We start from the raw sequence: 25688 nt of genomic DNA, 5'->3' as shown, positions 1-25688 counted from the left end.
ATCCGACCCCCCCCGTGCCCCTACCCCACAGCCTTCGAGCGCTCGCCTCGCCCAACTTCCGCCGCTATTACGCCGGGCAGGCGGTGTCGATGATCGGGACCTGGGTGCAGTCGCTGGCGCTCATGTGGCTCGCCTACCGCCTGTCCGGCTCCACGCTGTTCACGGGACTCGTGGGCTTCCTCAACTCGGTGCCCTACCTGGTCCTGTCGCCCTTCGCCGGCGTCCTGGGCGACCGCCTGGACCGGCGCCGGATCCTGATCACCGTACTCTCGCTCCTCTGCCTGCAGTCGCTCGTGCTCGCGATTCTTTCGGGCCTGGGCGTCATCACCATGACCCAGCTCGCCGTCCTCGCCTTTTTCGCGGGCCTCGCCAACTCGTTCGAGACGCCCACGCGGCAGTCCTTCTTCGTCCTGCTCCTCGACGACAAGGACGACCTCCCGAACGCGATCGCGCTCAATTCCATCCTCATGAACGGGGCGAGGCTCGTGGGCCCGTCGATCGGCGGATTCATCGTCGCCGCGTGGGGCGAGACGGCCTGCTTCGCCCTCAACTCGGCGAGCTTCCTCGCCGTCCTGGTTGCGCTGTTCGGTATCAAGGTGCGGCCGGCGCCGCCCCGCGCCGCGAGCCATCCGCTGGCCGACCTTGCCGACGGCTGGCGCTATGCGATGGGCAGCGTCCCCATCCGCAGCATGCTCTTCCTGCTGGGCACGCTGAGCTTCACGATCGGCCCCTATTCCACGCTCATGCCCGCCATCGCCGTGAAGACGTTCGGCGAAGGCGCCCATCTCGTGGGCATCTTCATCGGCGCGGTCGGCCTGGGCGCCGTCATCTCCGCAGTGAGCCTCGCGCGCCGTCCCTCGGTGCGCGGGCTCGGCAAGTGGATCCCCATCGCCGCCATTACCGCAGGCGTCGGCGCGTGCGGCTTCAGCTTCTCCCGCTCCGTCCCCCTTTCCGCGTTCCTCATCGGCCTGGCGGGCTTCGGCATGTTCATGACGGCGGCGACCTGCAACACGATCCTGCAAAGCATCGTGGACGATGACAAGCGCGGACGCGTCATGAGCTACTACACGATGTTCTTCATCGGGTCGCTCCCCATCGGGCACCTCGCCGCAGGGTCCCTGGCAGAGCGCATCGGCGCGCCATTCACGTTCCTGGTTGGCGGAATTGCCTGCATCGTCGCAGGAACGATCTTCGCCTTCCGCCTGCCCTCCTTCCGCAGCCACCTGCGTCCCGTGTACCTGGAGCGTGGCATCATCCCTCCGACTGGAGACCCGCCCCAATGACCGAAGCCGTCCTCCTGGAATACCGCCCCAACGCGGCCATCATCACGCTCAACCGCCCCGAGAAGCTCAATGCCCTGGACGGCGCGCTGGCGGGCGAACTCGACCGCATCACGCGCGAGGTGGCCGGGGACAAGGTCATTCGCGCGGTGATGCTCCGCGGGGCCGGCCGCGCCTTCATGTCGGGAGGCGATGTCTCCGGGTTCCACTCGAATCTCGACACGCTGGAAGCGCGCTTTCCCGAGATGGGCAAGGTCTTCCATGCGTCCATCACGCGCCTGCGCACGATGGACAAGCCCGTGCTCGCCTGCGTGCACGGCGCCGTGGCCGGCGGAGGCCTGTCCGTCATGCTCGCCTGCGACCTCGCCATCGCCTCGAACGACGCACTGTTTTCGCTCGCCTACGCGAACATCGGGACCTCGCCGGACGGCGGAAGCTCCTTCACGCTGCCTCGGATCGTGGGAATGCGAAAGGCGCTGGAACTCGCGTTCCTGGGCGAGCGCATCGACGCCGAAACGGCCTGCACCCTGGGTCTGGTGAACTGGGTCGTGGATCCCGCGGAACTCGAAGCGCGCGCCCTCTCCCTGCTCGAGCGCCTCGCGGCCGGGCCGACCTTCGCCTTCGCGCGCACGAAAGCCCTGTTCAACGAGACGTGGGAGCGCCCGATGGCTGCGCAGCTCGATGCGGAGCTCGTCGCGTTCGCCCGCTGCGTGCCGACGCGCGATTTTGCGGAAGGCACGGGCGCCTTCGTGGCGAAGCGGCGTCCCGAGTTCACCGGGGAGTAGCCGACGATGACGACGCTGGCCGGCAAGACGGTTTTCATCACCGGCGCCTCGCGCGGCATCGGCCGCGAGATCGCGCTGCGCGCCGCACGCGACGGCGCCAACGTGGCGATCGCCGCCAAGTCCGCCGAGCCGCATCCGAAGCTCAGGGGCACCATCCACACCGTCGCCGCCGAAGTCGAGGCGGCGGGCGGCAAGGCGCTCGCCATCGCCCTCGACGTGCGCGACGACTCCGCCATCGCGGCGGCGGTCGCCGCCACGATCCAGGCGTTCGGCGCACTCGACATCCTCGTGAACAACGCGAGCGCCATCAGCCTCACGCCGACGCTGCAGACCCCGGCGCGACGCTTCGACCTGATGATGGGAGTGAACCTGCGCGGGACCTTCCTGTGCTCGCAGGCCTGCATCCCGCACCTCGGCAAGGCGGCGAACCCGCACATCCTCAACCTCGCCCCGCCCCTCGCGATGAAGGCGAAATGGTTCGCTCCGCACACCGCGTACACGATCTCGAAATACGGCATGAGCCTGTGCACGCTCGGCATGGCCGAGGAACTGAAACCCGACGGGATCGCCGTGAACTCGCTGTGGCCGGCGACCACCATCGCCACCGCCGCCGTGGAGTTCAATTTCCCGCCGGAGATCCTCGCGGCGAGCCGCCACCCGGCCATCATGGCCGATGCGGCGCACGCCATCCTCACGAGCAACAGCCGGGAGACAACGGGGAACTTCTTCCTCGACGAGGACGTGCTGCGCGCCGCGGGCGTGACAGACTTCGGCCGCTACGCCGTCACGCCAGGCACGCCGCTCTTCCGGGACCTCTTCGTCGAATGAGCGGCGCGAAGCCGGCCCGCGTGTCCTTCGGGGCGGCGCTGCGCTTCTGGCTCAAGCTCGGTTTCGTGAGCTTCGGTGGCCCCGCGGGGCAAATCGCCATCATGCACCGCGAGCTGGTCGAGACACGGCGGTGGATCTCGGAGCGGCGCTTCCTGCACGCGCTCAACTACTGCATGGTGCTGCCCGGTCCCGAGGCGCAGCAACTCGCCACCTATATCGGCTGGCTGCTGCACGGCACGTGGGGCGGCATCGCTGCCGGGGCGCTGTTCGTGCTTCCGTCGCTCGCGATCCTCATCGGGCTGTCCTGGGCCTACCTCGCGTTCAGCCAGGCTCCCCTCGTGGCGGCGATCCTGGCGGGGGTGAAGCCCGCCGTCGTGGCGATCGTGATCGCCGCCACGGTTCGCATTGGCTCCCGCGCCGTCAAGCGGCCGTTCCACGTCGCGATCGCCGTGGCATCCTTCGTCGCGCTCGCCCTGTTCTCCGCGCCTTTCCCGCTCGTGATTGCCGGCGCCGCGCTCGTCGGCGTCGCCGGACGTCGCTACGCGCCGCCCCCCGCGCACGCCGCCCCGGCGCCGGGAACTGCGCACGATGCGGCCGTGATCGACGACGACACGCCGCCCCCCGCGCACGCGGCCACCTCGATCGGGAAGCTGGCCAGGGTCGCGTTGGTGGGACTCGTACTGTGGGCAATTCCCTTCGCAGCCCTGGTCGCCGCCTTCGGCCCCAACGGCGACTACGCGAACATGGCGCGGTTCTTCACGCAGGCCGCACTGGTCACGTTCGGAGGCGCGTACGCGGTGCTCCCCTATGTCGTCGACAGCGCGGTGAACCACTTCGGCTGGGCCACCATGGGGCAGATGATCGACGGTCTCGCCCTCGGCGAGACGACGCCGGGCCCGCTGATCATGATCGTGGCGTTCGTGGGTTTCGTGGGCGCGTGGACCAAGGCAACGCTCGGGCCGGAAAGCCTGATTGCCGCGGCGATCCTGGGCGCGGCCGTGGCGACCTGGTTCACGTTCCTGCCCTCGTTCGTTTTCATCCTCGCCGGTGCTCCCTGGGTCGAGCGCACGCGCGACGACGTTCACCTCGAAGGACCGCTCTCGGCGATCACGGCGGCTGTCGTAGGCGTGATCGCGAGCCTCGCCCTCTTCTTCGCCTGGCACGTATTCTGGCCCGGCGCGAGCCAGGCGAATCCATTCCCCGTCCCGATCGTCTGGCCCGCGGTGGCGATCACGGTGCTCTCGCTCGTCGCGCTGGTGAGGTACCGCATCGGAATCATCCCGGTGATCGCCTGGTCGGCGGCCGCCGGCATCGCGTTGAACACGCTCACCTGAAACGGAAACGACCCGGCGCCACCTTCCCGGGTCCCGCTCACGGAGGCGAGGCTTCGCGGGGTGCGAGCGAGCCATCCCAGCCGCCTCCCAGGGCCTTGATGAGGCCCACGCTGGCCGTGAGCCTGCGGCCCAGCAACGATACCTCGGCCCGCTCATTGCTGAGCTGGTTCGCCTGGAACACGACCACGGCCAGGTAGTTCGCGGTGCCCGCCTTGTATTGGTTGGTTGTGAGCGTCACGGTTTCGCGCGCCGCGCGCACCGCGGCCTCCTGCACCGTGGCCTCTTCCTCGAGGATGCGCAGGATGGCGAGGTTGTCCTCGACTTCCTGGAAGGCGTCCAGCACCGTCTGGCGATAGCTGGCGACGCTCTGCTCCCACGCCGCGGTCGCGGAATCGACGGCGGCCGCGCGCGCACCGAAATCGAGGAGCGTGAGCCCGAGCGCCGGGCCCAGCAGCCAGTAGCTGCTCGGCGCCGCCACCCAGTTCGCGAACGACGAGGACGCATACCCGGCAGCCGCGGGGAACGTGAGCGCCGGAAAGTAGGCCGCCGTCGCGACGCCGATCTGGGCGTTGGCGGCCATCGCGCGCCGCTCGGCCGCGGCGATGTCGGGGCGGCGCTCCAGCAGGGCCGAGGGCAATCCCGGAGGAATCCCGGGCAGCGTCGAGGCGAACCTCGCCGGCGGGAGCGCGAACTGCGCCGGCGCCTTGCCGATGAGCACGGCGATCGCATGCTCGAGCTGGGCGCGCGTGGCGCCCAGGTCGATCGCCTGCGCCCGCGTGGCGAGGAGCTGCGATTGCGCCTGCACGACTTCGACCTTCGCGGCGACACCAGCCGAATAGCGGTTCTGCGTGAGCTCGAGCGATTTCGCATACGCGGCCACGGCGTCGTCGAGAAGCTGGCGCTGCACATCGGTCACTCGCAACTGGAAGTAGGCCTGCGCGAGGCTCGCCTGCAGCGACAGGCGCGCGGCCTCGAGGTCTCCCGCGCTCGCCTCGGCCGACGCGCGGCTCGATTCGTAGGAACGCCGCAGCCGGCCCCACAAGTCGATCTCCCAGCGCATGTCGGCCTCGGCGCGGTAGCTGCGCACGGCGCCGGTGTCCAGCCCCTGGCTGCCCGCGGACTGGCTGCTCTTCGTGGCCGCAGCACTTCCGGTGAACGTCGGGAAGAACGCGGATTGCGAAGCGTCGAGGGCCGTGCGGGCCTGCCGATAGCGCGCCTCGGCGGCACGCAGGTCCTGGTTGCCCACCTGCACCTGCGCCATGAGTCCGTCGAGGGCGGGATCGCCGAAAGCCTTCCACCAGTCGCCGCGGGGCGAGGCGTCGGCAGGCCGGGCCAACTTCCACTCTCCTGCCTCCTTGTAGACGGCCGGAGAGTCGACGGCGGGACGCACGTAGTCCGGTCCGACCGCGCAGCCGGCGAGGAGGATCGCCGCGGCGGCGGCGAGGGGAAGCTTCGGAAACATCATGGCGCGGCCTCCAGCGCAGGGCGCGGCGGGTCGCGCCGCGAGAACTTCGCCTTCGCCCAGAGGCGGAAGCGGTCGAGGTAGAGATAGACCACGGGCGTCGTGTATAGCGTGAGGAGCTGGCTCACGGCGAGCCCGCCCACGATCGAGATGCCGAGCGGGCGGCGCAGCTCCGCCCCGTCGCCTGCGCCCAGCGCGAGCGGGATCGCCCCGAACATCGCCGCGAGGGTCGTCATCATGATGGGGCGGAAGCGCAATTGGCACGCCTCGAAGATCGCATCGTGCGCAGAGAGCCCCCGCGTGCGCTCGGCATCGAGTGCGAAATCGATCATGAGGATCGCGTTCTTCTTCACGATCCCGATGAGCAGGATCACCCCGATCAGGGCGATCAGCGAGAACTCCGTCCGGAAGGCCAGGAGCGCGAGGAGCGCGCCCACGCCCGCCGAGGGCAGGGTCGAGAGGATCGTCACCGGATGCACGATGCTCTCGTAAAGCATGCCGAGCACGATGTAGACCGTGACCAGCGCCGCGAGGATGAGCCACGGCTGGCTTTCGAGTCCCGCCTGGAATGCCTTCGCCGTTCCCTCGAAGGAGGCGTAGATCGTCGAGGGCACGCCGATGCGGGCCATGGTTTCGCGCACCGCGTCGGACGCCTCGGAAAGCGCCGTGCCTTCGGGCAGGTTGAACGAGATCGTGCTGGCAGCGAACTGCCCCTGGTGGTTCACCGCCAGCGGCGTGAGCGTGGGTTCGTAGCGCGCGAACGCGGAGAGAGGCACCTGGCCGCGCGTGGGCGAGAGCACGTACACGGAATCGAGGGTCGCGGGGCTCTGCCAGTACTCGGGCGCGGCCTCCATCACGACGCGGTACTGGTTGCGGTCCTGGTAGATGGTGGAGACCTGCGCCTGGCCGAAAGCAAGGTAGAGGGCGGTGTCGATGGCCAGCATCGTGATCCCGAGGCGCGAGGCCGTGGCACGGTCGATGGCGAGTGTCATCTGCAGCCCGCGATTCTGCTGGTCGGAGTTCACGTCCACCAGCTGCGGCACTTCGCGCAGCCCCTGCTCGAGCTTCGTCGCCCAAGTCCTCAGTTCGTTGAGGTCGTCGCCCTTCAGCGTGAACTGGAATGCCGCGTCCGACTGGCGCCCCCCGGCGCGCAGGTCCTGGATGGGAAAGAGGAAGAGGTTCGCGCCCGCGACCTTCCCGAGATTCACGCGCAGCCTCGACATCACCCTGTCGACGCTGTCCGTTCGCTCCTTGAGGGGCTTGAGCGCGATGAACATCTGGCCGCGGTTGCGTTGGCCACCGCCCGTGAACGCCGTAACGGACTCCACGGCAGGGTCGGCCCTCACGATCTCGACGAACTGGGCGAGCTTGCCGCGCATCGCCTGGAAGGAAATCGACTGGTCGGCCTGGATGAAACCCATCATGCGACCGGTGTCGACCTGCGGGAAGAACCCCTTGGGCACGATCGCGTAGAGGTAGACGTTCAGGCCGATGGTGGCGACAAGCGCGATGACGACCGGCAGCGGGTGCCGCAGGACCCACCCGAGCGATCTGCCATAGCCCGCGAGCACCGCGGCGTACGCGCGTTCGCCGAGCTTCGCGAAGCGCCCCGCCTCCCCTTCCTTCCGGCGGCGCAGGAGCGCGGCGCACATCATGGGCGTTGTCGTGAGCGAGACCACCAGCGAGACCAGGATCGCGACCGACAGCGTCACCGCGAACTCGCGGAACAGCCGCCCGATGATGCCGCCCATGAACAGGATCGGGATGAACACCGCGATGAGCGAAAGGCTCATGGAGACGACGGTGAAGCTCACCTCGCGCGCGCCCTCCAGCGCCGCGCGCAGCGGCGAGTAGCCCCGGTCGAGGTAGCGCGAGACGTTTTCCACCACGACGATGGCGTCGTCGACCACGAAGCCGACGGCGATGGTGAGCGCCATCAGCGAGAGGTTGTTGAGGCTGTAACCCAGCAGGTACATCGCCGCGAAGGTCCCGATGAGGGAAACCGGCACCGCGAGGCCCGGGATGAGGGTCGCGCGGGCATCGCGCAGGAAGAGGAACACGACGAGCGTGACGAGCAGCACGGCAACCACGAGCGTGCGCTCCACCTCGCGAAGCGAGGCGCGGATCGTGCTCGTGCGCTCCATCACCATCTGCAGCTGGATCTCCGAGGGAACGATTCCCCGCAGTTCCGGCATGATCGCCTGCACGCTGTCCACCACCTCGATGATGTTGGCGTTCGGCTGGCGGTTGATGATGAGCACCACGGCGGGCTTGCCGTTGGCCGAGCCATCGTTGCGCAGATCCTGGACCGAGTCCACCACCTCGCCCAGCTCCGCCAGGCGCACCGGGGCGCCGTTGCGCCAGGCGACGACGATGGGCATGTACTCGCGGGCGGTCTTCGCCTGGTCGTTGGCCTGCACCTGCCAGTAGCGCTCGCCGTCCTCGAGAAAGCCCTTGGGACGGTTCGCATTGGTCGTGGCGATGGCGGTGCGCACGGCGTCGAGGCCGATGCCGAGCTTCAGGAGATTGTTCGTGTTGAGCTCGACGCGCACCGCGGGCAGCGAGCCGCCGCCCACCGTGACCTGCCCCACGCCCTTCACCTGCGAAAGGCGCTGGGCGAGCACCGTGGAGGCGATGTCGTACATCTGCCCGCGCGAATAGCGTTCCGAAGTGAGCGCGAGGATCATCACCGGCGCGTCCGCGGGATTCACCTTCCGGTACACGGGGTTGTTCGGCAGGCTCGTCGGCAGGTCGCTGCGCGCCGCCTGGATCGCCGCCTGCACCTCGCGGGCCGCGCCATTGATGTCCTTCGAGATGTCGAACTGCAGCGTCACGCGTGCGCTGCCTAGCGTGCTCTGCGAGGTCATCTCGCTCACGCCCGCGATGCGCCCGAGCGCGCGCTCGAGCGGCGTGGCCACGGTCGCCGCCATCACCTCGGGGCTCGCGCCGGGAAGCGAGGCGGAAACCGAGATCGTCGGGAAATCCACCTGCGGCAGGGGCGAGACCGGCAGCAGCGTGAAGGCGACCGCGCCGGCGAGCGCCACGCCCAGCGTGAGGAGCGTGGTCGCGACCGGCCTGCGGACGAAGGGCTCGGTGAGGTTCACGTCAGTCGCCGGGCGCTTCGCCCTCGATCGGGCCGCCCTTGCCGAAGCGCTGCGCCAGGCGGTCGAAGTAGAGATAGATGACAGGCGTCGTGAAGAGCGTGAGCACCTGCGAGACGAGGAGCCCGCCCACCATCGCGATACCGAGCGGATGGCGCAGCTCCGAGCCCACGCCGGTGCCGATCATGAGCGGAAGCGCGCCCAGCATCGCCGCGAGCGTCGTCATGAGGATCGGCCGGAAGCGCAGCAGGCAGGCCTGGTAGATCGCCTCGCGCGCGGGCAGGCCCTGGTGGCGCTCCGCCTCGAGCGCGAAGTCGATCATCAGGATCGCGTTCTTCTTCACGATGCCGATCAGAAGCACGATGCCGATGATCGCGATGATGCCCAGGTCCTGGCGCGCGACGATGAGGGCCAGCAGCGCGCCCACGCCCGCCGAGGGCAGCGTCGAGAGGATGGTGACCGGGTGCACGTAGCTCTCGTACAGCACGCCCAGCACGATGTACATCGTGACGATGGCGGCGAGGATGAGGAACAGCGTGTTCGAGAGCGAGGCGCGAAACGCGAGCGCGGCGCCCTGGAATCCCGTTCGCACGCTCACGGGCAGGCCCAGTTCCTTCTCCGCCGATTCGATCGCCTGCACCGCGTCGCCGAGGGACGCGCCGGGGCCGAGATTGAACGACACCGTGGTCGCCGGGAACTGGCCCAGGTGGTTGACCGCGAGGGACCCGGGCCGCTCGGAGAAGGTCGCCACCGAGGAGAGCGGCACCTGCACGCCTGCCGCGCCGGGAACGTAGAGGTCGTTGAGCGATCCCGGCCCGCGCCGGAATTCCGGCTTCACCTCGAGCACCACGCGGTACTGGTTCGCCTGCGTGAAGATGGTGGAGACGAGGCGCTGTCCATAGGCGTTGTACAGCGCGTTCGAGACGCCGGCCGGCGTCACGCCCAGGCGCCCCGCCGTGTCGCGGTCGATGGTGACGTAGGCCTGCAACCCCTGGTCCTGGAGGTCGGAGGCCACGTCGGCGAGTTGCGGCAGCGTGGAGAGCTTCTCCACCAGCTGGCGGGTCCAGTCCGCGAGCTCCTCGCCGTTCGCGCTTTCGAGCGTGAACTGGAACTGGGTGCGGCTCACGCGATCCTCGATCGTGAGGTCCTGCACGGGCTGCATGTAGAGCTTGATGCCCTCCAGGCTTGCGAGCCGGGGCTTCAACCGCTCGATCACCCCGGAGGCGCTCGCGTCGCGCACGTCATGGGGCTTCAGGTTGATGAAGAGCCGCCCGCTGTTGAGCGTCGTGTTCTGGCCGTCGACGCCGATGAACGAGGACACGCTCTCTACCGCCGGGTCCTCCAGGATCGCGCGGGCCAGGATCCGGCTGCGTGCGGCCATCGAGCCGAAGGACACCGACTGCGGCGCCTCCGAGATTCCCTGGATGACGCCCGTGTCCTGGATCGGGAAGAAGCCCTTCGGGATGAACACGTAGAGGAGCACCGTGAGCGCGAGGGTCCCCACGGCGACCCAGAGCGTGGCCAGCTGGCGCTCGAGGACCCAGGTGAGCATCACTCCGTAGCGGTGAATCACGGCGTCTAGGAACTCCCCCGCCGCGCGCGAGAACCGGCTCTGGCTCCCGGGCGGCTCGTGCCTGAGCAGGCGCGCGCACATCATCGGCGTGAGCGTGAGCGACACCACCGCGGAAATGAGGATCGCGACCGCGAGTGTGATGGCGAATTCGCGGAAGAGGCGCCCCACGACCTCGCCCATGAAGAGCAGGGGGATCAGCACCGCCACCAGCGAGAACGTGAGCGAGATGATGGTGAAGGCGATCTGCTTGGAGCCCTTGAGCGCCGCCTCCAGGGGCGGGTCTCCCTCCTCCACGTAGCGCGCGATGTTCTCGATCACCACGATGGCGTCGTCCACCACGAATCCGGTGGCGATCGTGAGCGCCATGAGGGTCAGGTTGTTGATGCTGAACCCGGCGAGGTACATGACGCCGAACGTGCCCACCAGCGAAAGCGGCACCGCCACGCTCGGGATGAGCGTCGCGGAGACGCTGCGCAGGAAGAGGAAGATCACCATGACGACCAGCGCCACCGCCAGTAGCAGCTCGAACTGCACGTCGCGCACGGAAGCGCGGATGGTCACCGTGCGGTCGATGAGGAGCTGCACCCGCACCGAGCCGGGCAGGCTCGAGGTGAGCGTGGGCAGGAGCTTCTTCACCCGGTCCACGACCTCGATCACGTTCGCGCCCGGCTGGCGCTGCACGTTCACGATGATGGCGGGCGTATCGTTCATCCACGCGGCGAGCTTCGCGTTCTCCGCGTCGTCGATCACGTCGGCCACGTCCGCGAGGGTGATGGGAGCGCCATTGCGATAGGCGATGATGATGCCGCGGTACTCATCGGCGCCCTTCAGCTGGTCGTTCGCGTCGATCGTGTAGGCTCGCGCCGGGCCGTCGAAACTGCCCTTCGCGAGGTTCACGTTTGCCGAGCCGATCGCGGAGCGCACGTCGTCGAGCGACATGCCCTGGGCGGCGAGCGCCTTCGGGTTCACCTGCACGCGGACCGCCGGCCGCTGCCCGCCGGAGAGCGTCACCAGCCCCACGCCGGGCAGCTGCGAGATCTTCTGCGCCACCCGCGTGTCCACGAGGTTCTGCACCTGCGGCATCTTCATCGTCGCCGACGTGATGCCCAGGGTGAGGATCGGGGCATCGGCCGGGTTCACCTTGCTGTAGATGGGAGGCGACGGCAGGTCCGACGGCAGGAGGTTCGACCCCGCGTTGATCGCGGCCTGCACTTCCTGCTCGGCGACATCCAGGTTCACGGCAAGGTCGAACTGCATCGTGATGACCGAGGCGCCGCCGGAGCTGGTCGACGACATCTGCTTCAGGCCCGGCATCTGCCCGAACTGGCGCTCGAGGGGAGCGGTTATCGAAGAGGTCACGACGTCCGGGCTCGCGCCGGGATAGAGGGTGACGACCTGGATCGTCGGGTAGTCGACCTCCGGAAGCGCCGAAAGCGGGAGCTGCCGATAGGCGAGGAATCCCGCGAGCAGGATCGCCAGCATCGCGAGCGAGGTCGCGACGGGACGAAGGATGAAGAGACGGGAGGGGTTCATTGGCCCGCGGGCTTGGCGCCCTCGGCCTTCCTCGATTCGCGCCTGGAGCCGTCCGCCGGCCTTCCTTCGCCGCGCGGGCCGCGCCCCCCGGCCCCCGCGCCGACGCCGGCACCGGCGCCGGCTGTCACTTCCACCTTCGCGCCTTCGCGCAGGCGATCGACGCCGTCGGTGATCACGCGCTCCCCGAGCGCCAGGCCGCTGTCGATCGCCGTCAGGTCGCCCTCGGCAGGGCCGGTCTTCACAGGTCGCACGGCAACCGTGCTGTCGTCCTTCACGACATAGACGATCGTGCCCTGGCTGTTGCGCTGGATCGCCGCGGAGGGAACGACGATCGCACCCTCGCGCGTGTCGACGACCATGCGCACGTTGACGAACTGGTTGGGGAAGAGCCGCCGGTCGGCATTCGCGAACTGCGCGCGCATCCTCACCGTGCCCGTGGTGACGTCGACCTGGTTGTCGGAAGTCAGTAGCGTGCCCGTGGCGAGCTTCTGCTTCTGGTCGCGGTCCCACGCCTCGACAGCGAGCCTCTCTCCGGTGGCAAGCCGGGCGAGCACGCGCGGCAGGTTGTCCTGGGGAATCGAGAAGAGAACGGTGATCGGATCGACCTGGGTGATGACGACGAGGCCGTTCGCGTCGGATGCGCGCACGATGTTGCCCGCATCGACGACGCGCAGCCCGAGGCGACCCGAGACCGGCGCGGTGACCCGGGTCCACGAGAGCAGCAGCTTCGCGTTGTCCACCTGCGCCTGGTCGACCTTGACCGTGCCCTCGTACTGGCGCACGAGCGCTTCCTGGCCGTCGACCAGCTGCTTGGCGATGGAGTCCTGCGCAAGCAGTGTCTTGTAACGCTCGTAATCCAGGCGTGCGTTCTGGAGCAACGCCTGGTCGCGCGCAAGCTGGCCTTCGGATTGCGAGAGAGCCACCTGGTAGGGCGCGGGATCGATGACCGCGAGCACGTCGCCCGCCTTCGCATCCCGGCCCTCGACGAAATTGAGCGACAGCAGCGGCCCATCGACGCGCGGTTTGACGGTGACGGTGCGCAATGCGGTCACGGTCCCGAGCGCGTTCTGGATGACGCGCACGTTGCCCTTGCGCGCCGCGACGGCGGCGACCGGTTGCACGCGATTGGGATCGCCGAAGCGGCCCCCCTTGCCGGGCGCGCCACCGGGAGCGGCCGTGCCCGGGCCGCCTGCTGACGCCTTGGCCGCATAGCCCGGCGAGGCCGTGGCCGGGACATCCGCGGAGCGCCCCCAGTACCACCAGGCGGCCGCCGCGGCGGCCGCCAGGACGGTCACGGCATAGACAATGCGCGCAATCCTCCGGCGCGGCGCGCGGGCGCCGGGAGGCGGGGGCAGGACGTCACTCATGGGATTTCCTCGGGTTTTCCGGTGCGGACGCGCGGCAAGACCACCATTTTCCCCGGAGTGGCAGCCATGTTCCTGCGGATTATGTGTCGAAGTGTAACGCCGCCGGAACCTACGCCCGAATCGCGCGACAAACGCAACACGATGACCCGGAATTGCCGAGTCCCGATCAGAATCACTCACTACGGAGCGAAACCAGAGGCCATGACCGACACCGTGTTCTTCGAAATGGAGTTCCTGCTTCTCGTCGCCTGTTCGGTCCTGGTGCCCGCGGCAATCTACGGATACCTGTACAGGAAGAGGGCCATTGCCCGCTGGACGGTTCTGTTCTTTGCCTCGACGCTGATCGCATTGTCCGGAGTCGACGTGCTCCTGCTCCAGGTCCTGGCAACCATGGCCAGGGCAACGCCTTCCACCTACGACGACCGGCTGTTCAACTCGGAGATGGCCCTGGCTCTTTATCTGCTTCCGGCCGTCTTCGCCGGAATCGGGGTAAACCTCATCTCCCACGTGCTCATCGGCCATCTCGCGGATGCCGAGAAGACCTTCGACACGGAGCATCGCCGATGAGTGCCGGCGCGACGATTGGTAACATTTCATGTTCTTCCAGGCGCAGCGCCGGGGGGATAATGCCTTCATGACGTACCTTGCCAGCCCACCGGCAAGGCCAGGCCGAACATTCGGACTGACCCTCCCCGGCTCCCTGCGACGCATCCTGATCGGCCTGCTGGCGGCGATCCTGGTTGCGACTGTGCCGACCCATGCGCAGACCCAGGAACCCCAGGCGTACAGCCAGGACGAGCTCGACCAGTTGCTTGCGCCCATCGCGCTCTATCCGGACCAGTTGTTGTCGCAGGTCCTGATGGCGGCCACGTATCCGCTGGAAGTCGTGCAGGCCGCGCGTTTCATCCAGCAGAATCCGGGGCTCGCCGGCGAGGCGCTGGACCAGGCGTTGTCCGGGCACCGGTGGGATCCCAGCGTGCAGTCGCTCGCCGCCTTTCCCCAGGTTCTCGCGATGATGAACGATCACCTGGAGTGGATGCAGCGCCTGGGAGACGCTTTCCTCACCGATGAGCGGCGCGTGATGGACACCGTGCAGTCGCTGCGCCAGAGGGCGCAGGCCGCGGGCAACCTGCAATCCACGCCGCAACAGACGGTCGCGTCCCAGGGTGAGGCGATCGTCATCCAGCCCGCGCAGCCCGACGAGATCTACGTGCCGGTCTACGATCCGCTCGCCATCTACGGCCCGTGGTGGGCTCCCGACTACACGCCCTGGTTCTGGTATCCCCCGACGATCTACGGGTACCCGGCCGGAGTGGTCATCACCGGCATCTACTTTGGTCCGGCGTGGAGGGTCTCCCACGATCATTGGGGCTGGGCGCATCCGGATTGGCACGGCCGCCACATCAACCTCGATGTCGGCCACAATCGCTTCTGGAACCGCCCGACCCCCGCGCCGGCAGCCTGGCACCCCCCCCCCCCCCCCCCCCCCCCCCCCCCCCCCAACAAGCCCCCCCCCCCCCCCCCCCCCCCCCCCCCCCCCCGCCCCCCCCCCTTCCCCCGGGAACGCGCCGCCCCCCCCGCACACGCAAGCCCCCCCCCCCCCCCCCCCCCCCCCCCCCCCCCCCCCCCGCCCCCCCCCCCCCCCCCCCCCCCCCCGCCCCCCCCCCGGCGGCCCGCCCCCCCCCCCCCGCGGCGCCGCAACCCCCCCGCGCCCCCCCCCCACCTTCAGCGCTCGAAGGCCAGCGGGCGCCGTCCTGACCGCCCCCGCGCCGCCACCCCCCCCCTGCCGACTAGATTTCCCCCACGCGTCAGTCCCACCGCGAGAGTCCTCCCCCCCCACCATCGGACCGCCCCCGAGCATGGCATCATCACGTTTTCCAGCGCCGTGAACGCGGGGATCAGGTAGTGGTACTGGAAGACGAAGCCCAGGCTTCGTCCGCGCAGCCGGGTGATGGCCTTGTCGTCCAGGCTGCCGGTCTCGGCGCCATCGATGAAGAGCCGTCCACCCGTGGCGCGATCCAGCAGCCCGATGATGTTCAGGGCTGCTCTGCCCGATCCCACGGCCCCATAAGCGCAGAACTCCCCGGGCGGGATCAGAAATCGATTCCGTGCAGGACCTCGACCTCTATCGGCGTGCCAACGTTGTAGGCCTTGCGCAAGGCTCGATGCGAAGGACGGGTTCAGCCACGGATGGCCACCACCGGATCCAGTCGCGCGCCGCGCAATGCCGGCGCGAGCGCAGCCGCGAGTCCCGTGATCGTCGCGAGGATGGTCGAGACGACGAACAGCCTCGGGTCCAGGATCAGGAAGAAGAGCGGCGTGCCGTCCGGGTTCCGGGCATAGGACTGCCACAGGATCAGCGCCCCCGCGCCGATCGCAGACCCGACGAGCGATCCGGCCAGGCCGAGCAGGCCGCCCTGGAGCAGGAACACGCGCATGATCTGGCCCTGGGAAGCGCCCATCGCCCGCAGGATCCCGATTTCCTTCGATTTCTGCACCACCGACACGAAGAGAACGCTGGCGATGCCGAAGGCCACGGAGAGCGCCACGAAGAACCGGATGGCCGTATTGGCGGTGGTCTGCGCGCTGACCGCCGAGAAGAACTGGGCATTGGTCTTGATCCAGCTGTCGGCCTCGATGCCGGTCGCCGCCTCGATGCGCTTCGCGATGTTCTCCGCTTGGTAGATGTCGTCGACAGTGAGATCGATGCTGGAGACGCCGCCCACGAGCCCGAGCAGGCTCTGGCCCGTGTGCAGCGCCACGTAGGTGTTGCGCTGGTTCGCGCCCTTGCTCCCCAGGTCGACGATGCCGGAAATCGTGAGCGTGATGCTGCCGCCGCTGGCGGCCGCGATGCGCAGCTTGTCGCCGACGGTGACGCCGAGGTCGTTGGCGAGTTCCATGCCGACGATGATGTCGGTCGACATGAGCCGCGGGGCACCGGCCACGATCAGGTCCGGAAGGTGCACGATCCGGAAGTACCGGTCGGGCTCCACCCCCATGGCGGTCACGGCCCGGCTCGCTTCGCCGCGCGAGGCGAGCACCGGCCCGGAGACCATCGGCGAAACGGTCACGATCGAATTCATGGCCTTCAGTTCCTCGATGATCTTCTGCCATTGGTCGATGGAGCGCAGGCGCTGGTAGGGCTTCTGCACCACGGCGGCTTCCGCAACCTGCGGGGAGGCCATGAGCGGCCGCGCGACTTCCTGCGGCGGCAGCAGGACAATGTGCGCCTGCGAGGTGAGAACGCGGCGGATGAAATTGGCCTGCATCCCGTCCAGCATGGCCGACATGAACACGATCACGGCGACGCCGATGGAGACCCCGATCGCGATGAAGGACGTCTGCAACCGCCCTTCCCGAAGGAAACGCGTTGCCGCGGTCCACTCGAACGGCAGCCAGTCATTCATTCATGACAGGCCTCACGTGCTGGCCATCGCGCAACGCAGCGCTTCCCTCGAGAACGACGTCGCCGGCCCGCAGTCCTTCCAGCACCTGCGTGAAGCGGTCGCCGCGCAGCCCGGTGCGCACCGGCTGCCGGCGCGCCTTTCCCTCGACGACCTTGAGGACCCAGGGCGCGGGCTGGAGCCCGTTGTGCAGCGCTTGCGTCGGGACCACGATGGCATCGGCATGACGGGCGATCTCGATATCGACGGAGACCGTCATGTCCTGCCGAAGGTAATCCGGCGGACTCGGCACCCGCAGCTTCACCTCGAGGGTGCCGCGCTGCGCATCGATGCCGGGATTGATGTAGACCAGCTCGGCGGGAAACTTCTGCTTCGCGAATGCGTCGGCCGAGGCGAGCGCGGACTGCCCGAGCCTCAACTTCGAGAGGTTTCTCTCGTCGATCTGCAGCACGAGCTGCGTTTCGCCCGCCGGTGAAAGCACCATCAGGTCCTTGCCGGGCTGGACGACGTCGCCGCGCTCGACGCTGCGGGCGATCAAGGTGCCATCGGAGGGGGCCCTGATCACCGAGTAGCCCAGCCGCGCCCCCACACGCGCGCCCCCCCCCGCCGCCGCCCCCCCGGTCGACCCCCTCCCGTTTGGCCGGGGGCACTGCCCTGCGTGCCCGATCTGGCCCCGATGCACCGAAGGGCCCGACCCGGCCGCTGGCGACGACTGCTCGACAACCTTGCGCGCGACCCGCCCCAACCATGCGCGCATGATTCCGAACGCCGCCCGCACGACGGAGCAGAAGCGATGGGAACTCGCCGCCCCCCGCCCCCCCCGCCAAATGGGAGTCACGAGGGATGGGTCCGCGCAGAGACAACACCATTCTCCCGCCCAACCGCAGGCGGCGGTTGACATAAGTCAGTGGTGCCCCGGTTGACGCGGGTCAGGGATGCTGACGAGTCCCGCCAGCGCCTAGCGTTCTGCGACCCAGCGCCCCGACTTCCCACCCTCCTTCTCGAGGAGGCGGATGTCGCCCATCGTCATGCCGCGATCGACGGCCTTGCACATGTCGTAGATGGTGAGGAGGCCGGCGCTCACGGCGGTCAGGGCCTCCATCTCGACGCCGGTGCGGCCGCGGCACTCGGCAACCGCCCTGCACGCGACGAACGATCCGGCCTCGTTCACCTGGAAGTCCACTTCGAGCGCGGTGAGCGCGATGGGGTGGCACAGCGGGATGAGTTCCCAGGTGCGCTTGGCCGCCTGGATCGCGGCGATCCGCGCAACCCCCAGGACATCGCCCTTTTTCGACGTGCCGGAACGGACGAGCGCCACGGTCTCCGGGCGCATGCGGATCATGCCCGCCGCGACGGCCCGGCGCGCCGTTTCGTCCTTGGCGCCGACATCGACCATCCACGCCCGGCCGCCTTCGTCGAAATGGGTGAGTTTTTCGTTCATAATCAGGGGCTCCGGATGCGGCGAACCAATGCCGTCGCCGTATGTCCCAAAGTATCCACGATTTCACATTCACACGCTCCCGTCCCCCGCCCCCGATCCATGATGCGCCGACTCGTCGCCCTCGCCGTCTGCGCCGCCCTGCTCCCCGCGCACGCCCAGGGCCTGCCTGATCTCGGAGATGCCTCCGATTCCGTACTGTCGGACAAGCAGGAGCGCACGATCGGCAACCGCGTCATGCGCGAGGTGCGCACCGACCCGGCATTCGTGGACGACCCCGAGATTTCCGATTACGTGAAGTCCCTGGGCAATCGCCTGCTGGGCGCGGCGGATCCCCCGCGCCGCCCGATCGAGTTCTTCGTGGTGCAGGACGACTCCATCAATGCCTTCGCGATGATCGGCGGCCACATCGGGATCCACACCGGGCTCATCCTGCTCACGCGCAACGAATCCGAACTTGCGGGTGTCGTCGGGCACGAAATCGCGCACATCCTGCAGCGCCACCAGGCGCGCCTGTACCAAAGCCAGGGCAAGTACCAGCTCGCCTCCCTCGCCGCACTTGCGCTCGCGATACTCGCCTCCCGCGGCAGCGCCTCGAACAGCGGCCAGATGGTGCAAGCGGGGCTGGTCGGCGCGCAGGCCCTCATGATCCAGGGCCAGCTCGACTACACGCGCGAGCACGAGCGCGAAGCGGACCGCATCGGCATCACGATCCTGGACCGCGCCGGCTACGACCCGCGCGGCATGGTCAGTTTCTTCGAACGCATGCAGCGTTCCAACCGGTTGAGCGAATTCAAGAGCGCGCCGTCCTACCTTCGGACCCACCCGCTCACCGTCGAACGCATCGCCGACATGCAGGCCCGGGCCGATGCCCTGCCCCCGCGTCTCGTCCCGGACAGTTTCGAGTACGGCCTCGCGCACGCCAAGCTGCGCTCCGCTTCCGGGTCGGCCAACGACGCGATCACCCATTTCCGCGAGTTGCTCGCCGATCGCACGGTCCTGCGTCCGCGCGAGTACGTCTTCGGACTGGCCCTCGCCCTGCGCCGAACCCGCGAATTCACCGCCGCGGAAAAGGAATTGGCCACGGTCCGCAACGCCGAAAGCACCCATCCCGCCTTCGAACTTCTCGCCGCCCAGTTGCTGGTGGACCAGGGGCGGATGGACGCCGCCCTCGCGTCCTACCAGGCGGCCCTGAAGACCTATCCCGATTACCGCGGGCTCTACTACGGGTACGCGCAACTCCTGATGGATACCGGCCGCACGACCGAGGCCATCGCATTCCTCGACGAGCACGTCCGGGCCTCGCCGGAGGACGCGAAGCTCTACGAGCTGCAATCGCGCGCCTACGCAGCCGTGGGCAACCGGCTGGCCCAGCATCGGGCGCAGGCTGAGGCCTACTATCGCCGGGGCAACCTTGCCGCGGCGGTGGACCAGCTTGAAATCGCGACCAAGGTGCGCGGCGGCTCGGATTTCTACGAGCTTTCGATCACGGATGCGCGGCTGCGCGATCTGCGGTCCCAGCTCCAGATCGAACGCGAGGCCGAAAAGGCCCTCAAGCTCGGCTGATGCCGCATCACGCCCGATTCCTCGCCGCCGCGGTGACATTGGCCGCCACGGTGGCGTGGGGCCAGGCGACCGTGGGGCGCGAGATCTTCACACGCGCGGACAAGGGCAACTGCATCGCATGCCACCAGGTTCCTGAAGGATCGGGCCCCGCGATTCGCTCGGATGTGGGCCCGCGACTGGACGCCGCGCGTCTGAAGGGATGGGATCGCGCCCGGTTGCAAGCGTTCCTCGAAGACCCGATGCCGGCCAATCCCGACACCGTGATGCCTCCCTACGGGCGCCATCGCCTGCTCGATGCGCCCGAGATCGAGAGCCTCATCGACTATCTCCATGCGCTTCCCTGATCGCCTCGCATTCGCCGCGCTGGCGTTCCTCGTCGCCGTGCCGCTGGAAGCCATGGCGGGCGCAGACAGCGTGAGGAACGACATCCTGTCGCGCATTCGCGAACGGCATCCCTCCGTCACGCCCGCGCAGCTGGCCTCCGGGTCGGCCGCGTTCGATCCTTCCCGCCTGGCCGAACTGGAGCGCAACAGGCCTGCTCCGGGCGCCGCGGAGGCCATCGAGGCCGGCCGGCGGATCTGGATCCGCAAGTTCGCCAACGGCCGCTCCCTCGCCGGGTGCTTTCCCAACGGAGGCCGCCGCGTCGCCGCCGCCTACCCGCAGTACGACCGGCGCGTGAAGCGACTCGTCACGCTCGAAACGGCGGTCAACCAGTGCCTGAAGTCGCACGGCCAACCGCTACTCGACGCAGGCGATGCGAACTCGATGGGTGTCGTGCTCGCCTACCTGCGTTCGTTGTCCGACGGCCAGAAGGTGTCGGTCAAGGTCGCCTCGGTGCAGGCCGAAGCGCGCTTCGAGGAGGGCCGGCGCCTCTACTTCACGCGCATGGGGCAGCAGAACTACGCGTGTGCTTCGTGCCACCTGACCCACGCCGGCAAGTTCTTCGGTGACGTGGCCATCCCCGCGCCGGTCGGCGCCGCGGCGCAGTGGCCGTACCTTCGGGATGGCCGCCCGGTCACGCTGCAGATGCGCGTGCGCGAATGCCTGGATCTCATGGGCGCAGCCCCTTTCCCGGCCGGCTCCGACGAACTGGCGCACCTGGAATATTTCCTCACCTACCTTTCCAATGGAATGGTTCTCCGGCCAAATGCGTGGCGTCCCGCCCGGCCCTGAAGGCTGCTTGCAACGAACGGTAAGGCGAGGGCTCGTCCGAGCGCCCCGCTCTCTGGAATTTAGCCTGTGGCAAACGACACTCTCCCCATGATCAGAGAACTTCTTCGTCCGCGCGTCCTGATACCCCTGGTCCTCGTGGCCGCAGCCGGCGCCGGCTGGTACTTGTGGCGGGATACAACGACCCTGTCTCCGGCCGAGCGCTGGCGTCTCGAGGCTGCCGAAAAGGGCGACGTCGTGCAGGTCATCTCCGCCAACGGCAACGTGAACCCGGTCACCTCGGTCAGCGTGGGCACGCAGGTCTCCGGAACGCTCATCAAGCTGTACGCCGACTACAACAGCATCGTGAAGGAAGGCCAGTTGCTTGCCGAGCTCGATCCGGCGCTCTTCAACGCGGCGCTCGCCCAGAGCGAGGCCAACATGAACAGCGCCCTGGCGGGCCTTCGCCTCGCCGAGACCAAGGAAGTCCGGACACGCTCGCTCGTGGGCAAGGGGTTCATCTCGCAGGCGGAACTCGACATCGCCGTGAAGGAACTCGATGCCGCGCGCGCGCAGGTGGAACTCGTGAAGGCCCAGATGGACCGCGACAGGACCAACCTGCGCTACACCGTGATTCGTTCCCCGATCTCAGGGGTCGTGGTCGCCCGAAACGTCGAACTCGGCCAGACGGTGGCGGCGAGTTTCAACACGCCCACCCTTTTCCTGATCGCCAAGGATCTCGCGCAGATGCAGATCGAGACGAGCATCGCCGAGGCCGACATCGGTGGTATCAGCCAGGGGCTTCCCGCCCGCTTCCGGGTCGATGCCTTCCCCGGAATGTTTTTCCGCGGGGTGGTGAACCAGGTCCGGTTGAACCCCACGATCCAGTCCAACGTGGTGAGCTACACCGTGCTCGTGAGCGCCGACAACGCCGAGGGCAAGCTCAAGCCGGGCATGACCGCCTTCGTGCAGATCACCGCCAATCGCCGCGAGGGCGTGCTGCGCGTGCCCAATGCGGCGCTTCGCTTCCGGCCACCGGCCGATCCTGCGCAGCCCGACAAGTCGGGAGCGTCAACGAAGTCCGGTGGCGGCCCGGGAACAGGAGGAAGCCCGGGAATGGGCGCAGGTGGCGCAGGCGGGGCGGGTGGAGGAGGCGCGAACCGGCGCGATGCCGCCTCCCGGGTTTACAAGCTCGTTGACGGCAAGCTCACGCCCGTGACCGTGCAGATCGGCATCTCCGATACCGCCTTCACGGAAATCGTGGGCGGCGCGGTGGCGGAGGGCGACAAGCTCGTCACACGCGACCTTGCCGGCACGGGCGGGGCGCAATCGCAACTGCGCCTGCGCATGTTCTAGCTGCCATGGCCGACCGGTTCATCGAGGTCGAGAACCTCGGCAAGCTCTACGAGTCGGCTGCGCCGGGGACGCCCCCGGCGCTGCAATCGGTGTCGCTCGGCATCGGGCAGGGCGAGTTCGTCGCGGTGATGGGGCCCTCGGGCTCGGGCAAATCGACCTTCATGAACATCATCGGGCTCCTCGACTCCCCCACGAGCGGCACGTACCGACTCGACGGCAAGGATGTTGCGGGGCTCTCCACCGATGAGCTGGCGCACGTGCGCAATCGCATCTTCGGATTCGTCTTCCAGGGCTACAACCTGCTCAAGCGCATCTCGGCTTCCGACAACGTGGCACTTCCGATGGTCTATTCCGGGACGCCGGGCGCCGAGCGGCGCCGTCGCTCCGAGGAGTTGCTGGCGAAGGTCGGCCTGGCTCCCTATGCGAACGCGATGCCCAATCGTCTCTCCGGCGGCCAGCAGCAGCGGGTCGCCATCGCCCGCGCGCTGGCCAACCACCCGAAGCTGATCCTGGCCGACGAGCCCACGGGCAACCTCGACACGCAATCGAGCATCGAGATCATGAACCTCTTCACCGCGCTCAACCGCGAGACGGGCGTCACGATCCTGCTCGTCACGCACGAGCATGACATCTCGCAGTTCGCCAACCGGCTCATCCGCTTCAAGGATGGCCACGTCGTCCACGACGGGCCGGTGCTGCACGAGAGCGCAGCCTGATGAACTTCCTCTCGATCATCCGCGAAGCGGCGCGTTCGCTCGGCGCCAACAAGCTGCGCACCGGCCTCACGATGCTCGGCATGGTGATCGGCGTATCCGCCGTGGTGCTGATGCTGGCGGTCGGAACGGGAGCGCAGAACCAGGTGAATCGCGCGGTGTCCTCGATGGGCAGCAACCTGCTGGTGATCCTCTCCGGCAGCACGAGTTCAGGCACGCTGCGCTTCGGGTCCGGCAACGCCCCCACGCTGACAACCGGGGATGCCGAGGCCATCGCGCGGCTGCCCGATGTGCAGGCGGTCGCCCCCACCTTCCCCGGCGGCGCGCAGGTGGCCTACGGCATCAACAACTGGGGCACCCAGGTGCTGGGAGTCACGCCCGAGTACACGATGGTGCGCGACTGGCCCGTCGAGGCCGGGGAAGCCATCAGCGAAACCGACATCCGCAGTTCCACGAGGGTGGCCCTGCTGGGCTCGACCGTGGTCGAGAAGCTCTTCGATACCGAAGACCCCGTCGGCAGGACCATCCGCATCCGCGGCCAGCCCTTCCAGGTGCTGGGCGTGCTCAAGAAAAAGGGCCAGAGCCTGGACGGCCGCGACCAGGACGATTCGATCCTCGTCCCCATCACGACGGCCCAGAGCAAGCTGTTCGGCAACCGCTTCCCCGGCACCGTGCGCTTCATGTTCGTGCAGGCGGTGAGCCAGGAAGCCACTCGCGCCGCGGAAAACGACATCACCCTGCTGCTGCGCCAGCGCCATCGCATCCAGCCCGACGCCGACGACGACTTCACGGTGCGCAACCTCACGCAAGTGGCCGAGGCGGCATCGGCCACGGCGCGCATCCTCTCGCTCATGCTGGGCGCCATCGGGTCCATCTCGCTCGTCGTGGGCGGCATCGGGATCATGAACATCATGCTGGTGTCGGTCACCGAGCGCACGCGCGAGATCGGCATCCGCATGGCCATCGGCGCGCGCCAGCGCGACGTGCTGATGCAGTTCCTGCTCGAGGCACTGATGATCTGCATCGTGGGCGGCCTCATCGGCATCGCGATCGGCGTGGCCGGCGCTTTCGCGGTCGGCAAGGCGATGCAGATCGAGGTGGCCTTCTCCGCATGGGTGGCCGTGGTGGCCTTTGCCGTCTCGGCGGCGACCGGAATCTTCTTCGGGTTCTGGCCCGCTCGCCGCGCGGCGAGCCTGCGGCCGGTCGAGGCGCTTCGCTACGAGTAGGGGCGGTACCGTCCTACCAGGGCACGATCTCGAGGAAGCCCGCGACCGCGCCGGTCTTCGCATCGAGCAGCACGCAGTAGTCCCGGCTTCTCGCCTTGAGGGGCAGGAAGCGCAATTCCTCTTCCCTGCGCCCGAGTTCCGCCAGCGTCCGGTCGATGAGCGCCGATTCATCGGGATGGCGCTTGCGCAGCACAGTCACCGGTTTCGAGACTTTCAGCGCACGAGCCGCGAGCGTCTCGTACTTCGCGTAGTACTGCGGAAAGGTCTGCAGGTCCGCGCCGGCGAGCGCCGACTGGATGATGCGCATCTGCTCCTTCGGGTCCCTGGGGCTATTGACTGCGACTGTTCGCGGCCTGCCCCACGGAACGCCCTTGAACTCCGGGTCGGCCACGCGGGCAAGTTCCGCTTCCTTGAGGTCGGTGGCCGCCACGAGATCGAAGCGATCGATCGTGAACACCATGTACACGGGCCGCACCTCGGCGATGACATACCCGCCGTAGGCCAGCGCCGCAGTCTGGATGACGCCGATGAAGGCGAGGTCCATGCGCAGCAGCCGCAGCCCCTTGCGCGGATTGAACACCACCAGCGTGATGAGCGGGCCCAGCACCACGTCCACGCCCAGCAGGATCATGACGAGTTCGTTCCCGCCCATCGCCGTGAAGAAAGGGCCGGGGTACCAGACGAGGAGCATCGTGGCGACCACGATCGTTCCGATCGTCGCGCTGATGCCCAGGTGGATGGCGAATGCTTTCCAGCGATTCATGGATTTCGCGTGCGGCGCGGAAGGGACCGCAATTATCCCGCATCGAGGCGCAGGGAACAAAGCGCCTCGCCAAAAAGAAGAAGGGCGGGGAAACCCCGCCCTTCCGTACTGCAGGTACTGCTCAGGCGATTACAGCGAGGCCTGGCGGCAGTTGGCCGGGAAGAACTTCCACTCGGTGTTGGCGGAATCCGTGCTGCAATACCAGCCAGTGACCGACGTCGTGCCGTCGTTCAGCACGCCGGGGGACTTTTCAGCCTGGAGGAACAGGTTCTTGCCATCGACCGTCGAGTCCACTGCTTTGATCTCGACACCGATCTTCGCGCCGACAACCGTCACGCCGTTCACGTAGGTGGTCTTGGTCTGCGAGCAGCCGGCTTCCAGGACGTTCGCCGGGAGGAGGTTCTTGGAGGCGATGAACTCGCCCACGGAAGTCTTGCATGCGCCGGCGGTGGCCGCGACTTCAGTGATCTTCGAACGCTTCAGGTAATCCTGGTAGGCGGGAATGGCGACCGCCGCGAGGATGCCGATAATCGCAACGACGATCATCAGTTCGATAAGCGTGAAACCTTGCTGGATTTTCTTCATGAGGAGACTCCGGATTGAATTGGAAGGTTGGGCCGTTGGAACCACACCTGGGTGTGCGAAGTTATGTGAGCAATCCGTATGCCACGATCCGCCTACGGATTTGCGTCAGCTGTAACATGGTAACCTGTTGTTTTCATTGATATCCGGTAACTGGGGCTGTTGATCTTGCATCTGCCCCCCCGCTTCTCGCGGCACGATGGGCGGGGGGCGCAGGCAAGACCGAAA

General features: G+C 68.0%; 20 protein-coding genes and 2 pseudogenes. 12 read left to right on the top strand and 10 right to left on the bottom strand.

Going from position 1 to position 25688, the window contains the following annotated elements; translation table 11 throughout:
* The first annotated feature begins 14 nt into the window (after positions 1-14).
* Genes IPP91_00240 through chrA form a run of 4 tightly spaced genes read left to right on the top strand, consistent with a single transcriptional unit; the run spans position 15 to position 4227 of the window.
* The gene (locus tag IPP91_00240) at positions 15-1283 is read left to right on the top strand and encodes an MFS transporter (GenBank protein ID MBL0140529.1); all 1269 of its coding nucleotides are present in this window, start codon (positions 15-17) and stop codon (positions 1281-1283) included.
* The gene (locus IPP91_00235) at positions 1280-2065 is read left to right on the top strand and encodes an enoyl-CoA hydratase/isomerase family protein (protein ID MBL0140528.1); all 786 of its coding nucleotides are present in this window, start codon (positions 1280-1282) and stop codon (positions 2063-2065) included. Before IPP91_00240 ends, IPP91_00235 begins: the two co-directional genes overlap by 4 nt.
* Positions 2066-2071: 6 nt before the next feature.
* Positions 2072-2893: an NAD(P)-dependent oxidoreductase gene (locus IPP91_00230; GenBank protein ID MBL0140527.1), complete on the top strand. Its 822-nt coding sequence runs from the start codon at positions 2072-2074 to the stop codon at positions 2891-2893.
* Positions 2890-4227, top strand: coding sequence for a chromate efflux transporter (gene chrA, locus IPP91_00225; protein MBL0140526.1), 1338 nt, complete (start codon positions 2890-2892; stop codon positions 4225-4227). Before IPP91_00230 ends, chrA begins: the two co-directional genes overlap by 4 nt.
* Positions 4228-4264: 37 nt before the next feature.
* Here the strand turns inward: chrA and IPP91_00220 are convergent, their stop codons facing one another.
* The 4 genes from IPP91_00220 to IPP91_00205 are packed head-to-tail and all read right to left on the bottom strand — an operon-like array spanning position 4265 to position 13263.
* A complete protein-coding gene (locus IPP91_00220) occupies positions 4265-5689 on the bottom strand; it encodes an efflux transporter outer membrane subunit (GenBank protein ID MBL0140525.1) in 1425 nt (474 codons plus the stop codon).
* Positions 5689-8793: a multidrug efflux RND transporter permease subunit gene (locus IPP91_00215; protein MBL0140524.1), complete on the bottom strand. Its 3105-nt coding sequence runs from the start codon at positions 8791-8793 to the stop codon at positions 5689-5691. The genes IPP91_00220 and IPP91_00215 overlap by 1 nt, the downstream gene beginning before the upstream one ends.
* A gap of 1 nt (position 8794) precedes the next feature.
* Positions 8795-11896, bottom strand: coding sequence for an MdtB/MuxB family multidrug efflux RND transporter permease subunit (locus IPP91_00210; GenBank protein MBL0140523.1), 3102 nt, complete (start codon positions 11894-11896; stop codon positions 8795-8797).
* Positions 11893-13263, bottom strand: a complete 1371-nt coding sequence (locus IPP91_00205; GenBank protein MBL0140522.1) for an MdtA/MuxA family multidrug efflux RND transporter periplasmic adaptor subunit — start codon at positions 13261-13263, stop codon at positions 11893-11895. The genes IPP91_00210 and IPP91_00205 overlap by 4 nt, the downstream gene beginning before the upstream one ends.
* 201 nt (positions 13264-13464) lie before the next feature.
* Between IPP91_00205 and IPP91_00200 the strand changes: the two genes are divergently transcribed.
* Together IPP91_00200 and IPP91_00195 are read left to right on the top strand one after the other, a co-directional pair.
* Positions 13465-13830, top strand: a complete 366-nt coding sequence (locus tag IPP91_00200) for a hypothetical protein (GenBank protein ID MBL0140521.1) — start codon at positions 13465-13467, stop codon at positions 13828-13830.
* A gap of 67 nt (positions 13831-13897) precedes the next feature.
* Positions 13898-14551 (top strand): annotated as a pseudogene (locus IPP91_00195) (DUF3300 domain-containing protein).
* A 572-nt stretch (positions 14552-15123) separates the two neighbouring features.
* Here the strand turns inward: IPP91_00195 and IPP91_00190 are convergent.
* The 4 genes and pseudogenes from IPP91_00190 to moaC form a co-directional block, all read right to left on the bottom strand.
* A pseudogene (locus IPP91_00190) lies at positions 15124-15422 on the bottom strand (ABC transporter ATP-binding protein).
* A 21-nt stretch (positions 15423-15443) separates the two neighbouring features.
* Positions 15444-16670 (bottom strand): ABC transporter permease, encoded by a 1227-nt coding sequence (locus IPP91_00185; protein MBL0140520.1) that lies wholly within the window; start codon positions 16668-16670, stop codon positions 15444-15446.
* Entirely contained in the window at positions 16663-17568 is a 906-nt protein-coding gene (locus IPP91_00180; GenBank protein ID MBL0140519.1) for an efflux RND transporter periplasmic adaptor subunit, read from the bottom strand. The genes IPP91_00185 and IPP91_00180 overlap by 8 nt, the downstream gene beginning before the upstream one ends.
* A gap of 57 nt (positions 17569-17625) precedes the next feature.
* Positions 17626-18108, bottom strand: coding sequence for a cyclic pyranopterin monophosphate synthase MoaC (moaC, locus tag IPP91_00175; GenBank protein ID MBL0140518.1), 483 nt, complete (start codon positions 18106-18108; stop codon positions 17626-17628).
* Positions 18109-18207: 99 nt separating this feature from the next.
* Here moaC and IPP91_00170 point away from each other — a divergent pair, with 99 nt between their 5' ends.
* The 6 genes from IPP91_00170 (at position 18208) to IPP91_00145 (ending at position 24115) form a co-directional block, all read left to right on the top strand.
* On the top strand, positions 18208-19671 hold the full coding sequence (locus IPP91_00170; protein ID MBL0140517.1) for a M48 family metallopeptidase: 1464 nt from the start codon (positions 18208-18210) through the stop codon (positions 19669-19671).
* Positions 19671-20015, top strand: a complete 345-nt coding sequence (locus tag IPP91_00165; protein ID MBL0140516.1) for a c-type cytochrome — start codon at positions 19671-19673, stop codon at positions 20013-20015. Before IPP91_00170 ends, IPP91_00165 begins: the two co-directional genes overlap by 1 nt.
* Positions 20002-20844 carry a sulfur oxidation c-type cytochrome SoxA gene (gene soxA / locus IPP91_00160; protein ID MBL0140515.1) on the top strand — a complete coding sequence of 281 codons (843 nt, stop codon included), beginning with the start codon at positions 20002-20004 and terminating at the stop codon, positions 20842-20844. The genes IPP91_00165 and soxA overlap by 14 nt, the downstream gene beginning before the upstream one ends.
* Before the next feature lie 90 nt (positions 20845-20934).
* Positions 20935-22176, top strand: coding sequence for an efflux RND transporter periplasmic adaptor subunit (locus tag IPP91_00155; GenBank protein ID MBL0140514.1), 1242 nt, complete (start codon positions 20935-20937; stop codon positions 22174-22176).
* Between the two features lie 5 nt (positions 22177-22181).
* Entirely contained in the window at positions 22182-22892 is a 711-nt protein-coding gene (locus IPP91_00150) for an ABC transporter ATP-binding protein (GenBank protein ID MBL0140513.1), read from the top strand.
* Positions 22892-24115: an ABC transporter permease gene (locus tag IPP91_00145; protein MBL0140512.1), complete on the top strand. Its 1224-nt coding sequence runs from the start codon at positions 22892-22894 to the stop codon at positions 24113-24115. The genes IPP91_00150 and IPP91_00145 overlap by 1 nt, the downstream gene beginning before the upstream one ends.
* Before the next feature lie 13 nt (positions 24116-24128).
* Here IPP91_00145 and IPP91_00140 read toward each other — a convergent pair whose 3' ends face one another.
* Complete coding sequence (locus IPP91_00140) at positions 24129-24878, bottom strand: hypothetical protein (protein MBL0140511.1); 750 nt, start codon at positions 24876-24878, stop codon at positions 24129-24131.
* A gap of 129 nt (positions 24879-25007) precedes the next feature.
* A complete protein-coding gene (locus IPP91_00135) occupies positions 25008-25463 on the bottom strand; it encodes a pilin (protein MBL0140510.1) in 456 nt (151 codons plus the stop codon).
* Positions 25464-25688: the final 225 nt, after the last annotated feature.

The sequence above is a fragment of the Betaproteobacteria bacterium genome, assembly GCA_016720855.1.
GTDB lineage: Bacteria > Pseudomonadota > Gammaproteobacteria > Burkholderiales > Usitatibacteraceae > FEB-7.
This window is presented reverse-complemented; position numbering and strand designations above follow the sequence as displayed.

What these genes read in the sequence shown, in the direction of transcription:
- IPP91_00235 (MBL0140528.1), top strand. Translation starts at nt 1,280, where the DNA reads ATGACCGAAGCCGTCCTCCTGGAATACCGCCCCAACGCGGCCATCATC.
- IPP91_00230 (MBL0140527.1), top strand. Translation starts at nt 2,072, where the DNA reads ATGACGACGCTGGCCGGCAAGACGGTTTTCATCACCGGCGCCTCGCGC.
- chrA (MBL0140526.1), top strand. Translation starts at nt 2,890, where the DNA reads ATGAGCGGCGCGAAGCCGGCCCGCGTGTCCTTCGGGGCGGCGCTGCGC.
- IPP91_00220 (MBL0140525.1), bottom strand. Translation starts at nt 5,689, where the DNA reads ATGTTTCCGAAGCTTCCCCTCGCCGCCGCCGCGGCGATCCTCCTCGCC.
- IPP91_00210 (MBL0140523.1), bottom strand. Translation starts at nt 11,896, where the DNA reads ATGAACCCCTCCCGTCTCTTCATCCTTCGTCCCGTCGCGACCTCGCTC.
- IPP91_00205 (MBL0140522.1), bottom strand. Translation starts at nt 13,263, where the DNA reads ATGAGTGACGTCCTGCCCCCGCCTCCCGGCGCCCGCGCGCCGCGCCGG.
- IPP91_00200 (MBL0140521.1), top strand. Translation starts at nt 13,465, where the DNA reads ATGACCGACACCGTGTTCTTCGAAATGGAGTTCCTGCTTCTCGTCGCC.
- IPP91_00185 (MBL0140520.1), bottom strand. Translation starts at nt 16,670, where the DNA reads ATGAATGACTGGCTGCCGTTCGAGTGGACCGCGGCAACGCGTTTCCTT.
- IPP91_00180 (MBL0140519.1), bottom strand. Translation starts at nt 17,568, where the DNA reads ATGTCAACCGCCGCCTGCGGTTGGGCGGGAGAATGGTGTTGTCTCTGC.
- moaC (MBL0140518.1), bottom strand. Translation starts at nt 18,108, where the DNA reads ATGAACGAAAAACTCACCCATTTCGACGAAGGCGGCCGGGCGTGGATG.
- IPP91_00170 (MBL0140517.1), top strand. Translation starts at nt 18,208, where the DNA reads ATGATGCGCCGACTCGTCGCCCTCGCCGTCTGCGCCGCCCTGCTCCCC.
- IPP91_00165 (MBL0140516.1), top strand. Translation starts at nt 19,671, where the DNA reads ATGCCGCATCACGCCCGATTCCTCGCCGCCGCGGTGACATTGGCCGCC.
- soxA (MBL0140515.1), top strand. Translation starts at nt 20,002, where the DNA reads ATGCGCTTCCCTGATCGCCTCGCATTCGCCGCGCTGGCGTTCCTCGTC.
- IPP91_00150 (MBL0140513.1), top strand. Translation starts at nt 22,182, where the DNA reads ATGGCCGACCGGTTCATCGAGGTCGAGAACCTCGGCAAGCTCTACGAG.
- IPP91_00145 (MBL0140512.1), top strand. Translation starts at nt 22,892, where the DNA reads ATGAACTTCCTCTCGATCATCCGCGAAGCGGCGCGTTCGCTCGGCGCC.
- IPP91_00140 (MBL0140511.1), bottom strand. Translation starts at nt 24,878, where the DNA reads ATGAATCGCTGGAAAGCATTCGCCATCCACCTGGGCATCAGCGCGACG.
- IPP91_00135 (MBL0140510.1), bottom strand. Translation starts at nt 25,463, where the DNA reads ATGAAGAAAATCCAGCAAGGTTTCACGCTTATCGAACTGATGATCGTC.